Below are 13,142 nucleotides of genomic sequence, written 5' to 3' on the forward strand. Positions count from 1 at the left end.
CATCATCTACGATAAGAGGGAGGGTATAGAATGAATGTCTGGTTTGTTTTGTTAAATATCTTGGTGTTTCTTGTTCTTATTGGTGTATTACTTTATATGCAAAGAAAAAATGTTTCGTTTTCTAAGCGGGTGTTTACGGCACTGGGACTCGGGATCCTATTTGGTATCGGATTGCAGTGGATATATGAAGCCGGGGATGAAAATGTTACACAATCGATTGAGTGGTTCAACATTATCGGAAGCGGTTATATTAAACTGCTGCAAATGATTGTTATGCCATTAGTGTTTGTCTCGATTCTTTCAGCCTTCACGAAATTGACACGCTCTCATAATTTAGGTAAGATCTCAGTGCTTATCATCGGATTGCTTGTCGGAACAACAGCCGTAGCTGCAGCTGTTGGAATCGCTACTACCGCAGCATTTGACCTGGAAGCCATTCAAATTGATTCAGGAAATGCAGAAGCTGCAAGAGGTGTACAATTAGAGGAAAGAGCAACGGCCCTTGAAGGTCAAAGTTACCCTCAAAAAATACTGGAACTGTTACCTGCCAATCCATTCCTGGACTTCACAGGACAAAGAGCAACCTCAACGATTGCTGTCGTGATTTTCTCAGCCTTCATTGGAATCGCTTACTTAGGGGTTCAGCGAAAAGAACCAGAGGCTGCTGAATTCTTCAAGAAGATCGTCGATTCCATTTATGCTGTCATTATGAGAATTGTGACTCTTGTCCTAAGGTTGACTCCGTTTGGTGTTCTGGCCATCATGGCTAAAACGGTAGCTCTAAGTAATTTTGATGCCATCATGAAGCTTGGTGAATTTGTCGCTGCATCTTACATCGCATTACTCATCATGTTTGGCATCCATTTAATCATGCTAGTACTTGCTGGTTTGAACCCGGTCACGTACGTGAAAAAAGTTCTTCCTGTATTAGCCTTCGCCTTTACGTCAAGGTCCAGTGCTGGAACGTTGCCACTTAACATTCAAACCCAAAAGAATAAACTAGGTGTCTCAGAAGGAATCGCCAACTTCTCCGGATCTTTCGGATTATCGATTGGACAGAATGGATGTGCAGGGGTATATCCGGCCATGCTTGCGGTTATGATTGCTCCCACGGTTGGGATTAATCCATTAACTCCTTCCTTTATTTTCACGCTTATCGCCATCGTTGCCATAAGTTCCTTTGGCGTGGCAGGGGTTGGAGGAGGTGCCACATTTGCAGCCATCCTGGTTTTATCCGCTATGGACTTGCCAGTGGCGTTAGCAGGTCTCTTGATTTCGATCGAACCCTTAATCGACATGGGACGTACAGCGGTTAATGTGAGCGGTGCCATGACATCCGGAATTATTACAAGTAAAGTAACGGGAGAGTTGAACAGAGACACCTATGATAATGAAATCATTGAAGCGGAAGCATAAAAGGTGGTGCTGGCTCATACTTGTATGAGCCAGTTTTCTTTGGGAAAGTTCGTATAAAGACATTGGTTGAATACAAGCATTAAATTGAGTGGATAAGAAATCACCAGGCCTCTATAGAAAAAATCCATTTTTGAGTAATTTTAATTGAAAATTCTGACTATATTCTTTACTATGGAATTAACATACCGACCGGTTAGTATCTTTGGTGTGTGTGAAAACTGTAATAAAAAGGAGGAAGAAACGTGCATGTGAATGATTTATTTAATTTATCGGGGAAGGTAGCCATTGTGACTGGAGGAGGTAGAGGGCTAGGTAAACAAATCGCTATTGGATTTGCAGAAGCTGGGGCTAACATTGTTTTATGTTCGAGAAACGTTGAAGCCTGTGAGGAAGTGAAGAAGGAATTAGAAGATATAGGTGTCCAATCAATGGCAGTTAAATGTGATGTCACCAATCCAATTGACGTACAGCATGTTGTAGACGAAACCAAAAGGGTGTTTGGACGAATTGATATCCTAGTTAATAACAGTGGTGCTTCATGGGGTGCCCCTGCCGAAGAAATGCCCTTAGAAGCCTGGAATAAAGTAATAAATGTGAATGTGAACGGTACTTTCATTATGTCTCAGTCAGTCGGGAAGCTGATGTTAGAACAAAAGGAAGGGAAAATCATCAACATTGCCTCGGTAGCTGGTCTTCAAGGAACAGATCCAAGGTATATGGATGCAATCGGTTATAGTACAAGTAAAGCAGCGGTCATCAATTTCACGAAAGATTTAGCGGTCAAATGGGGTCCTCGAGGAATTCATGTGAATGCGATTGCACCTGGCTTCTTTCCGACAAAAATGTCAAAGGGAATCCTATCTCATGCAGGTGAAGCCATATTAGACGGAACACCATTAAATCGCTTTGGTACCGAAGATGATTTAAAAGGAGCGGCTCTTTTCCTTGCAGCAAGTGCATCTGATTTTGTCACTGGTGCAGTTATTGTGGTTGACGGTGGTTCTTCTTCCGTGTAATGAATCAACAAAACATACTATTGAATCAGGCTAAGAAAGGATGGATGAAATGGACTTCTCTTATTCTCCCAAAGTACATGAATATCAAAATAGACTTTCTCGTTTCATGGAAGATTATGTATACCCAAATGAACCCCTCTATGAGAAGCAACTCAATCAAATGGAGAACCGCTGGAGTGGGGTTCCAGGAATCATGGAAGAGTTAAAAAATTTAGCAAAGAGACAAGGATTATGGAACTTATTCCTTCCACAAAGCGACTATGGTGCCGGTTTAAATAATGTAGAATATGCGCCGCTATGTGAAATAATGGGCAGATCTCTGATTGGACCAGAAGTATTTAATTGTAACGCTCCTGACACAGGCAATATGGAAGTGTTAGAAAGGTATGGGACACCTTCTCAAAAAGAAAAATATCTAGTCCCCCTCCTAAGTGGTGATATTCGTTCTTGCTTCTCCATGACGGAACCTGATGTGGCTTCATCGGATGCAACGAACATAAAGGCAAGCATTGTCAGGGAGGGAGATGAATATATCATCAATGCTACGAAATGGTGGTCCTCCGGTGCAGGCGATCCCAGATGCCGTTTTTCGATCTTAATGGGCAAAACAGACCCTGGCGCTAACCGTCATGAGCAGCAATCGATGATCCTCGTTCCTCTTGATGCAAAAGGTGTGAAAATTGAACGTATGCTGCCTGTCTTCGGATACGATCATGCCCCTCATGGGCATGGTGAAATTTCATTTACTAATGTACGAGTTCCATTAGAAAATATGATATGGGAAGAAGGCAAAGGGTTTGCCATTGCACAAGGACGCCTTGGACCCGGCAGGATTCATCATTGCATGCGCTTGATTGGTGCAGCGGAAAGAGCGCTTGAAGATTTATGTAAGCGCGTTCAAAGTCGGAGTACTTTCGGAAAAGTACTGGCCAGTCAAGGAGTGGTGAGAGAATGGATTGCAGACTCAAGGATCGAAATCGAACAGGCTCGTCTTTTAACAATGAAAGCGGCCTATATGATGGATACAGTGGGGAATAAAGCTGCAAAGCAGGAAATTGCCATGATCAAAGTTGTTGCTCCTTCCATGGCTTTGCGTGTGATCGATCGGGCAATTCAGGCTTTTGGAGCAGAAGGGGTATCAAATGATCTCTCGTTGGCAGCTCAATGGGCAAATGCACGCACATTGCGTCTTGCAGATGGACCTGATGAAGTGCATCGTGCTCAACTAGCAAAATTAGAATTGCAAAAATATAAACAACATTCTCCAGTAGAGAACTAGAAAGAAGGTGGATGAATGTGAGATTACTAGGAAGAGTTTCGTGTGGTCTTACTGACACAAAGTGCATCCCTTGAGTATGGAAAGGACAATATCCGGGTAAATGCTGTAGCACCTGGGGTGATTGATACTAACATTATTGAAGGATGAAAGAAAATGGTCAGTAATTTCTAAATCAAATGCCCTAAGGCGAGTAGGAAATCCAGATGAAGTTGCAGCAGCTATTTTGTTTTTGGCTTCCGATGAGGCATCTTTTATAACCGGTGCCACATTATCTGTTGATGGAGGTGGATTCATCTTTTAGGAAATATTCGTATGTGAATAATCTGAAATGGGAGGAATGATTTTATGACGATTAAGCCCTGGCTTACTCATTACCCTGAAACGTTTGAGACTGACATTCCAACGATTGATTTTTCTATACCGGAAATGCTTCAACGAACTGCTTCTTTATATCCGGCCCACCCTTGTTTAAGCTTCTATCAAAAGCGCATGACGTATGGTGAACTACAAGATGCCGTTACCATGTTTGCTTCATCCCTTCAGAAAGTGGGATTGAAAAAAGGGGACAGAGTATCCATCATGTTGCCTAACTGTCCACATTATGTGATTTCTTATTATGGGATCCTTACTTCTGGAGGTATCGTCACCCAGGTGAATCCCATGTCGGTTGCACGGGAATTAATCCATTTACTTAATGACTCCGGTGCCGAAACAATCGTCGTTTTGGACAGGTTTTTACCGATGATCCAAGACGTACAAAAGGAAACAAAGATCAAGACGATTATCGCCGTAAGCTTTCAAGGTGAAACCAATAATTCGAATTACTCCTTTGATGAGTTTTTAGAGTTGGGGGACGGTCACGTTTCCAAGGTGCGGGTCGATCCTGAAGATGATGTTGCCGTCCTACAATATACGGGTGGGACAACGGGTACATCCAAGGGGGTTATGCTTACACATAGCAATATCCTTTCAAACGTCATTCAAAGTTCCCTTTTCTTTAAAAACAGTATTGAAACAGGTAAAGAAAGAAGCTTGAGCGTCATTCCGTTCTTTCATGTATTTGGCATGAATTCATGCATGAATTTTTCCATCTATTCTGCAAATGAAATGATCCTTCTTCCTCGATTTGAATTGACTGAAGTATTAACAACAATTAAAAACGAAAAGCCAACCCTGTTTCCAGGAGTGCCGACGATGTATGTCGCCATTACCAATCATCCAGAGGCTGAAGAGTATGGAATTGATTCCATAAAAATTTGTAACAGCGGCAGTGCTCCTATGCCGGTAGAGTTATTGAATCAATTCGAGAAGAAAACAGGGGCAAAGATATTAGAAGGCTATGGTTTGTCTGAGACTTCGCCGACGACCCATTGTAACCCCGCCTTTGCAGCAAGAAAGCCTGGAACGGTAGGTATCGGCTTACCATCTACAGACTACAAAGTAGTTGATTTGGGTACAGGTACGAAGGAAGTCCATTTTGGAGATGTAGGGGAACTGATCATTAAGGGACCTCAAGTCATGAAAGGTTACTGGAACTTACCGGAAGAAACCACCAACGCATTGAGAAATGGATGGCTATATACAGGAGATATCGCCAGAATGGATGAAGAAGGATATGTATCGATCGTGGACCGCAAGAAAGATTTGATCATCGCCTCCGGGTATAATGTGTATCCCCGAGAAATTGAAGAAATCATCTATGAGCATCCTTGCGTACAGGAAGCTGTTGTCATCGGCGTTCCGGACACCTACCGGGGTGAAACGGTCAAAGCAATAGTTGTACTGAAAACTGGGACAGAGACTTCAGAGAATGAATTAATCCGTTTTTGTCAGGAGAATATGTCCTCATTCAAAGTGCCGACAATCATCGAATTTCGAGAAACTCTGCCAAAGACAAGTGTAGGGAAAATATTGAGAAGGGCTTTAAGGGAGAAGGTAAAGTAAGAATGGTTGGTTGTTTGTAGGACTAAAACAAATAGAAAACGGAAGTTACTCTGTTAAAAGCACCGAAATCAACATGGCTAAAAAAATGGAATAGGTATGTGATATAATTCAGGTGACTTTTGTAGATTGCGAGGACTTCATATGAAAGAAAAACTTACAGAACATGCCGTACGTTTATTTGATGAAAAAGGCTTTACCGTTACCTCTATCCAGGACATCGTAGAATCGATTGGGGTGACGAAAGGGACATTTTATTACTATTTTTCAAGCAAAGAAGAGCTGTTAATGGACATTCACATGCGCTATATAGACGGATTATTGGCCAAACAAAATAGAGTTCTTGATGACGAAGGGAAAAGTTACAGTGAAAAACTCCTTGACATCGTTCATCTTTCTATTGTTGATATCAAAGAACAAGGCGCAAGCGCCAAAGTGTTCTTTAGGGAAATGAGACACCTGAGTAAGAAAAGCCTGGATCAAATTGAACCAAAGCGGGATATGTACCGATTTAATATCGAAAAACTCTTAAAAGAGGGAAGAAAAAACGGAGAGTTTCGTGAGGGCTTTGACGCATCGATTGTGGCCTTTGGAATACTTGGCATGATGAACTGGAGCTATCAGTGGTATAAACCAAATGGAGCGAAATCGGATACGGAAATAGCAGAAACATTTGTAGATATGGTTTTAACAGGAATTGAATCTAAGTAGAGATGGAGTCGAAATCTTCATTTCCTCTCTGATGAATATACCAACCGGTTAGTATTTAATATGAAAGTAGGCGGATCAATGGAAACCATCAAAATAACAAGTAGATTTTGCGAAACCGATGCATTAGGCCACATTAACAATACTACCTATTTTGTCTATCTAGAAGAAGCACGAATTAAATTCTTTCAAACAATTGGTTTTGAAATGGATGTGAAAGACTGGCGCTTTATTTTAGCGTCAACGAAATGTGACTTTGTATCACAAGGATATTTCAATCAAGAACTACGTATTTCTACCTATATTTCAAGGATTGGATCAAAGAGTTTTCAGTTAGAGCATGATATTCTGTGTGCGGACACTCATCAGTTGATTGCCAAAGGAAACGCAGTGATCGTCTACTTTAATTTCAATGAGCAGAGAAGCGAAGTAATTCCAGACCTGTTAAAAAACCAATTGAATACGTATCTACGACCGGAAAATACTGAATATTCTTGAATTAAGGAGGTATACAATGACAGAAAGAATAGAGTATGAAACGGTATCGGTTCGAAAAGGAGAAGAGTTAAATGTATTCCAATTACAGAGCTTCTTGATTGAGCATTTTCCACACCTAGTTCAAGAAGAGCTGACCGTTAAGCAATTTTCTGCAGGTCACTCCAACCTTACGTATTTATTGAAAATGGGGGAATGGGAAGGTGTACTTAGGCGACCTCCAATTGGTCCCGTCGCTCCGAAGGCTCATGATATGAAAAGGGAATTCAGGTTCCTTTCAGAGGTCCATCCTCTATTCGGCGTTACTCCAGAACCGTATGTATTCTCTGATCAAGAAGATATTGTCGGGAGCCCATTTTTTATCATGGAAAGAAAGAAAGGCGAAGTAGTGGATACTTCTTTTCCCCCACATCTTCATGTCACACCTGATGTTTGCAAGAGGATTTCCGATGAAATGGTATCAAAATTGGTAGACCTACATGCCATTGATCATACAAATACACATCTTCATGAAATCAGTAGGCCAGAACATTTTATGGAGCGACAAGTTCATGGTTGGATCAAACGCTATGATCGGGCAAAAACAACTGATATTCCTGAGGTGGATCACCTGACAAAATGGCTAATAAAAACCGTTCCTACGAATACTGAATCTACTATCATTCACTATGATTTCAAATTGAATAATGCCATGTTTTCCTCTGATTTCAAATCAATGGTGGGGTTATTCGATTGGGAGATGGCTACGGTAGGTGACCCACTTGCCGATTTAGGTGTGGCCATGGGCTATTGGATCCAACATGATGATCCTGAATTGTTAAAATACGGGCTCGGTAAGCCACCTGTGACGATTATGGAGGGCTTCTACAGTAGAAGACAATTCATTGATGAATACGCCAAGAAAAGCGGTAGAGACGTAAACCATATTCATTTCTATATATCATTTGCCTATTTCAAACTTGCTGTCATTGTTCAACAAATCTATTACCGCTTTAAGATGGGGCAAACCAACGATCCGCGCTTTTCTCAATTTGATCAGTTTGCCAAATCATTGATTACCGTTGGAAATCAGGCTGCCTTTGATTTCAAGGAATAAAAAACAAGGAGATGAATAAAACGATGAATTCCTCTTTATTAGTCGAAACCAATGATCGAGTGTTGTATTTAACTTTAAACAGACCCCATAGCTTGAACTCCTTTGACGAAAACATGCTTTCAGGAATCATTGAGGAATTGCAACATGCTGCACACAACCAAAAAATTAGAGCAATCGTCATTCGTGGAACCGGGAGGGCATTCTCAGCAGGTGGAGACGTGAAAACAATGGGTAGCGCTACTTCATCCCAAGTCTATGAACATATTGGAATATTAAATGAATGCATTAAAGCGATAACTAAATTAGAAAAACCTGTTATCGCCTCTGTTCACGGGTTTGCAGCAGGTGCCGGATTCAATTTAGCCCTTGCCTGTGATTTAATCATTGCTTCAGAAACTAGTCAATTTGCTTTAAGCTTTTCTAAAGTAGGTCTTATTTCTGATGGAGGAGGGTCCTATTTTCTTCCACGAATCATCGGACCACATGTAGCAAAGGAATTATTTTTTTCCGGGGAACCAGTCGATGTCAAAAGAATGTACGAATTAGGTGTAGTCAACCGAATCGTCCATATTGATAGGTTACAAGACGATACAGCTGAATGGGCACGTACATTAGCTCAGGGGCCAGGAAAAGCCTTTGGCATGATGAAGAAAATGATTGATCGTTCATTCACCATGAGTCTCGATGAAATACTCGAACAAGAGAGAATCACTCAAACCCTAATGATTTCAACGGAAGATCATGCTGAAGGAGTAGCAGCCTTTAAGGAAAAAAGAAACCCATCTTTTTCAGGAAAATAGGAGGAGGTTTACCATGAGAGCGATTCAGTTTAATGAATATGGTGGTCCTGAAGTATTGAAGAATGTAGAGATTGACGTCCCTTCACCAAAAGGGAAAGAGGTATTGATTCAAGTATATGCGACTGCTGTCAATTATGCAGATACGGCGAGACGGGAGGGACAATATGTGGTGAAAACCCCGCTTCCATACGTTCCTGGTGCAGAAGTATCCGGGGTTGTTATGGAAGTCGGAGAAGACGTGACGAGGGTAACAAAAGGGGACCGGGTTGTCGCCATGATGGATTCTGGAGGTTACGCAGAATGTGCCCTGACAGATGAACGGTCGGTGATCCCTCTCCCTTATGGATTAGATTTCAATGAAGCAGCCGCCATACCCGTACAAGGACTAAGTGCCTATCATATTTTGAAAACGCTTGGAAGACTGCAACAAAATGAAACCGTTCTCATTCATGCAGCGGCTGGAGGTGTCGGGTTGCTTGCCGTTCAGCTTGCTAAGCGATTTGGTGCAGGAAAGGTCATCGCGACGGCCAGTACCACAGAAAAATTACTGCTCGCTGAAGAAATGGGAGCAGATATATTAGTTAATTACACACAGGATGGATGGGAGGAACAAGTGTTAGCAGCTACAGATGGATTGGGAGTAGATCTTGCACTAGAGATGGCAGGCGGTGATGTGTTTTATAAAACGTTAAAGTGTCTCGCCACCTTTGGAAGATTGGTCATTTACGGAGTAGCAAGCGGGGAGCAGAGCAGAATTTATCCATCTTCGTTAATGGCGAAAAATCAGTCCGTCATCGGCTTTTTTCTTCCTCCTCTTATGAGAGATGCTGAATTAACTCAGAAAACACTGCTCGAAATCTTTCATTATGTGACAAACGGGGATTTAAAAGTCACGGTCGGTCATGTGTTTCCATTAGAAGAGGCTGCTAAAGTTCATACCCTCATGCAGGGAAGACAAACGGTAGGTAAAGTGATTCTCCAACCATTATAAGAATACTGGCTGGTTCGTAGTTGATTCAATTTAGAGGGGGAAGAAGGATGCACTTACGTTTATCAGACGAGCAAAGGATGATTCAAAAGACCATTCGTAAATTTGTTGAAAAAGAATTAATTCCGTTAGAAAATGAAGTACTTCGAAATGAACGGGAAGGAAAACCGAGTCTCTCTTTAGAAAAAAGAAAAGAGCTACAGTTAAAAGCAAAGGAAATGGGCTTTTGGGGAATCAATACACCTGAGGAATACGGAGGAGCTGATCTTGGGCAAATGATGATGGCAATCGTTTATATGGAGATTTCCAAAACCTTTGTTCCTTTCAGTTTTGGAGGATATGCCGATAACATTCTTTACTACGCTAACCAAGAACAGAAGAAGAACTATTTAATACCCACTATTAACGGAGAGAAAAAGTCTTGTTTTGCCATGACAGAACCGGGAGCAGGATCTGATACTCAGAACATCCGGATGACGGCAGTGAAAAACGGAAACGAATGGATATTAAATGGAGAAAAAACCTTTATCACAGGAGGTAATGAAGCAGACTTTGTCATGGTCATGGCAGTCACAGATAAGGAAAAACATCGTCAGACAGGACGGGAAGGAGTAACCTGCTTTATTGTTGATCGAGGCATGGGGTGGACGTCTGAATATATCCATACAATGGGTGAATGGGGTCCAGCGAGTCTGTTCTTTGATGATGTGAGGGTTCCTGAAGAAAATATCCTCGGCGAAATTGATGGCGGTTACAACCTGGGATTGGAATGGATTGGTTTTGCCCGCTGGATTGTAGGTGCTCAGGCAGTCGGAGCGTCGGAACGCCTTCTGCAAATGGCAATAGATTATTCGAAGGAGAGGGAGACGTTTGGAAAACCAATTGCGGATCGACAGGCGATTCAATGGCAGATTGCAGATTCTGCAGTGGAAATTGAAGCTGCCAGATGGCTTGTGTTAAATGCAGCATTTACGCTTGATCGAGGAGAAGACAATCGCCATGTGGCTTCAATTGCAAAGCTCTATGGGTCCAACATGGGAAATCGGGTAGTCGATCGAGTCCTACAAATTCACGGCGGTATGGGCTACACAAGAGATCTCCCGATCGAACGGTGGTATCGTGAAGCGAGATTGTGGCGCATTTATGATGGAACCGATGAAATTCAAAAACTCATCATTTCCAGGAATCTATTAAAGGGCCATGTGAAGGTTGGCCAATTTATATAAAGGATAAGGAGGCAATTGGTTTGGGTAAAAGATTTGCAGGAAAAGTAGCATTTGTAACCGGAGGAAGCAGAGGGATTGGTAAAGCGATTGCCCGGCACTTCGCAGAAGAAGGCGCTAAGGTTGCCATTATTGATGTAAATGAAGAAGCATTAAAGGAAGCTAGCGTAGAATTAGAGAAATATGATTTGTATACTAAAGTTGCTAATGTGGTAGAGTCACAGGAAGTAGAAGAGGCTTTGAGAGAAGTGAATGAACTCTACGGATCAGTTGATATTATCGTTAATAACGCAGGGGTCATCCGGGATAATCTAGTATTTAAAATGACGGATAATGATTGGCAGACGGTCATGGATGTACATCTAAAGGGTTCATTCAACGTAGCGAAAGCAGCTCAAAGCTATATGGTTAAGCAGAAGTATGGCCGCATCATAAATATCTCTTCTACATCAGCACTTGGCAACCGGGGACAGGCTAACTACGCAACTGCGAAAGCGGGACTACAAGGCTTAACGAAGACCCTGGCCATTGAACTTGGCCCGCTTGGAATCACAACAAATGCAGTAGCCCCAGGGTTTATTGAAACCGAGATGACAAAAGAGACGGCGAAACGAATTGGCATCACATTTGAACAGTTAGTGGAACATAGTCTTCAAACAATCCCGGTAGGAAGAAGTGGAAGGCCGGAAGATATAGCGAATGCAGTTGCTTTTTTTGCAGATGAGAGCTCTTCATTTGTAAATGGACAAGTTTTGTATGTTGCAGGCGGACCGAAAGACTAAAGAGAAAGAGGTGTAAGAAATGTTCCAAGCTTATATTGGCAAACGCTCAACTTCCGTAGAAAATTGCGTAGAAAAAGGAGCAGTACGTAAATTTGCCGAAGCCATAGGGGACCCTCATCCCATCTATGTGGACGAAGAAGTAGGAAGACGTTCTAGACACAGAGTAAATATTGCTCCCCCCACTTTCCCAAGAGTGTTTGACTATGGGACAATTGAAGGATTTCATTTACCTAACGATGGTTTGATTCACGGTGAACAATCCTTTCACTATGAAAGGCCACTTAAAGTGGGTGAAAATATTCAATGTTACACCAAAATAAAAGACTATTATGAGCGAAACGGATCGGACGGAACACTTGGCTTTCTTGTCATCGAAGACGTTGGTGAAGTACCGGGAGGAGAAAGGGTATTCACCTCCGAAGCGATTGTCATTATCACTGAAGAAGTTAGAAAGAGGTTGAGTAAATGACAGTACTACAATCATTTCAAATAGGCGATATACTTCCCCCCGTTGAATTGACTCCTGTAACGAGAATCGACTTGATTAAATACGCAGGAGCCTCCGGGGATTATAACCCCATTCATACCATTGATGATGAAGCCCAAAAACTGGGTCTTCCTGGAGTTATCGCTCATGGCATGTGGACGATGGGAAATATGTCCAAGCTTTTCCGTCCACACTATAAAGAAGGCTTTATCAAGGATTACTCAGTACGATTTAAAGGAATGGTCATGCTGAAAGACAGGATTACACTTCGGGCTGAAATGGTGAAAAAACAGGATAACCTCCTCCATTTTATCGTTTTCGCAACCAATCAAGTCCAGAAAAAAGTGATTGAGGGTAAAATAATCTTTGAGATGTATGATTAAAATTATTTATAACGTTTATATTGCTTTCTAAATATAATGTCGTATAACCCTCTTCAATTGAATAGACATAAAGAGTATAGGAGTTTTAATAAATGAGCCAAAAGACATAAATCCGATCAAAAAACTCGGGTTGACTTCCTCGTGAAGTATGATATTATTTAGAATATTAAAATTAATAACTCTTATCCAGAGTGGTGGAGGGATCTGGCCCTACGAAGCCCAGCAACCTACGATTTGTAAGGTGCTAATTCCAGCAAAATGTGAAGTCATTTTGGAAGATAAGGTATCCTTACCTGAACAACTTTCCAAAATGGAGGGTTGTTTTTTTATTTACATTTTTCTGGATAAGATGAAATTGGGGGAATCATGTGACTAAAGTGAATAAGCAACATCCAATTGATGACGTAGTCCTGGAGAAGATACACTCAATGCTTGAAAGCATGAATTTTGGTTCGATTACCATCGTTGTTCAAGACGGAAAAGTCATTCAATTAGAGAAAAACGAGAAAGTACGAATTAAATAAGCTG

The 13,142-nt window shown here is 41.6% G+C and carries 14 protein-coding genes, 1 pseudogene and 1 riboswitch; all 15 genes and pseudogenes read left to right on the forward strand.

Annotation, left to right across the window (positions count from 1 at the left end; all coding sequences use genetic code 11):
• The first annotated feature begins 30 nt into the window (after window positions 1-30).
• The 15 genes and pseudogenes from FGG79_RS04405 (at window position 31) to FGG79_RS22005 (ending at window position 13,138) form a co-directional block, all read left to right on the forward strand.
• Window positions 31-1,416 carry an L-cystine transporter gene (locus FGG79_RS04405; RefSeq protein WP_138776525.1) on the forward strand — a complete coding sequence of 462 codons (1,386 nt, stop codon included), beginning with the start codon at window positions 31-33 and terminating at the stop codon, window positions 1,414-1,416.
• A 242-nt stretch (window positions 1,417-1,658) separates the two neighbouring features.
• Window positions 1,659-2,432 (forward strand): SDR family oxidoreductase, encoded by a 774-nt coding sequence (locus FGG79_RS04410; protein ID WP_138776526.1) that lies wholly within the window; start codon window positions 1,659-1,661, stop codon window positions 2,430-2,432.
• 49 nt (window positions 2,433-2,481) lie between these two features.
• The gene (locus tag FGG79_RS04415) at window positions 2,482-3,711 is read left to right on the forward strand and encodes an acyl-CoA dehydrogenase family protein (RefSeq protein WP_138776527.1); all 1,230 of its coding nucleotides are present in this window, start codon (window positions 2,482-2,484) and stop codon (window positions 3,709-3,711) included.
• A gap of 42 nt (window positions 3,712-3,753) precedes the next feature.
• A pseudogene (locus FGG79_RS22340) lies at window positions 3,754-4,012 on the forward strand (SDR family NAD(P)-dependent oxidoreductase); the annotation flags it as partial.
• Between the two features lie 44 nt (window positions 4,013-4,056).
• The gene (locus FGG79_RS04425; protein WP_138776528.1) at window positions 4,057-5,655 is read left to right on the forward strand and encodes a long-chain-fatty-acid--CoA ligase; all 1,599 of its coding nucleotides are present in this window, start codon (window positions 4,057-4,059) and stop codon (window positions 5,653-5,655) included.
• A gap of 141 nt (window positions 5,656-5,796) precedes the next feature.
• Window positions 5,797-6,363: a TetR/AcrR family transcriptional regulator gene (locus FGG79_RS04430; protein WP_138776529.1), complete on the forward strand. Its 567-nt coding sequence runs from the start codon at window positions 5,797-5,799 to the stop codon at window positions 6,361-6,363.
• A gap of 78 nt (window positions 6,364-6,441) precedes the next feature.
• Window positions 6,442-6,858, forward strand: a complete 417-nt coding sequence (locus tag FGG79_RS04435; RefSeq protein WP_138776530.1) for an acyl-CoA thioesterase — start codon at window positions 6,442-6,444, stop codon at window positions 6,856-6,858.
• A 16-nt stretch (window positions 6,859-6,874) separates the two neighbouring features.
• Window positions 6,875-7,951 (forward strand): phosphotransferase family protein, encoded by a 1,077-nt coding sequence (locus FGG79_RS04440; protein ID WP_138776531.1) that lies wholly within the window; start codon window positions 6,875-6,877, stop codon window positions 7,949-7,951.
• A gap of 23 nt (window positions 7,952-7,974) precedes the next feature.
• Window positions 7,975-8,751, forward strand: a complete 777-nt coding sequence (locus FGG79_RS04445) for an enoyl-CoA hydratase/isomerase family protein (protein WP_138776532.1) — start codon at window positions 7,975-7,977, stop codon at window positions 8,749-8,751.
• Window positions 8,752-8,764: 13 nt separating this feature from the next.
• A complete protein-coding gene (locus FGG79_RS04450; RefSeq protein ID WP_138776533.1) occupies window positions 8,765-9,742 on the forward strand; it encodes a quinone oxidoreductase family protein in 978 nt (325 codons plus the stop codon).
• Between the two features lie 47 nt (window positions 9,743-9,789).
• Window positions 9,790-10,965 carry an acyl-CoA dehydrogenase family protein gene (locus FGG79_RS04455; RefSeq protein ID WP_138776534.1) on the forward strand — a complete coding sequence of 392 codons (1,176 nt, stop codon included), beginning with the start codon at window positions 9,790-9,792 and terminating at the stop codon, window positions 10,963-10,965.
• 20 nt (window positions 10,966-10,985) lie between these two features.
• On the forward strand, window positions 10,986-11,744 hold the full coding sequence (gene fabG / locus FGG79_RS04460; protein ID WP_138776535.1) for a 3-oxoacyl-ACP reductase FabG: 759 nt from the start codon (window positions 10,986-10,988) through the stop codon (window positions 11,742-11,744).
• 19 nt (window positions 11,745-11,763) lie between these two features.
• Complete coding sequence (locus FGG79_RS04465; RefSeq protein ID WP_138776536.1) at window positions 11,764-12,213, forward strand: MaoC family dehydratase N-terminal domain-containing protein; 450 nt, start codon at window positions 11,764-11,766, stop codon at window positions 12,211-12,213.
• Window positions 12,210-12,614 carry a MaoC/PaaZ C-terminal domain-containing protein gene (locus FGG79_RS04470; RefSeq protein WP_138776537.1) on the forward strand — a complete coding sequence of 135 codons (405 nt, stop codon included), beginning with the start codon at window positions 12,210-12,212 and terminating at the stop codon, window positions 12,612-12,614. The genes FGG79_RS04465 and FGG79_RS04470 overlap by 4 nt, the downstream gene beginning before the upstream one ends.
• A 179-nt stretch (window positions 12,615-12,793) precedes the next feature.
• Window positions 12,794-12,899: riboswitch (SAM riboswitch) on the forward strand.
• A gap of 110 nt (window positions 12,900-13,009) precedes the next feature.
• Window positions 13,010-13,138: a YezD family protein gene (locus tag FGG79_RS22005; RefSeq protein ID WP_481747264.1), complete on the forward strand. Its 129-nt coding sequence runs from the start codon at window positions 13,010-13,012 to the stop codon at window positions 13,136-13,138.
• The last annotated feature ends 4 nt before the right edge of the window (window positions 13,139-13,142 follow it).

It is taken from the genome of Bacillus sp. BHET2 (assembly GCF_005938125.1).
Classification (GTDB): domain Bacteria; phylum Bacillota; class Bacilli; order Bacillales; family Bacillaceae_B; genus Rossellomorea.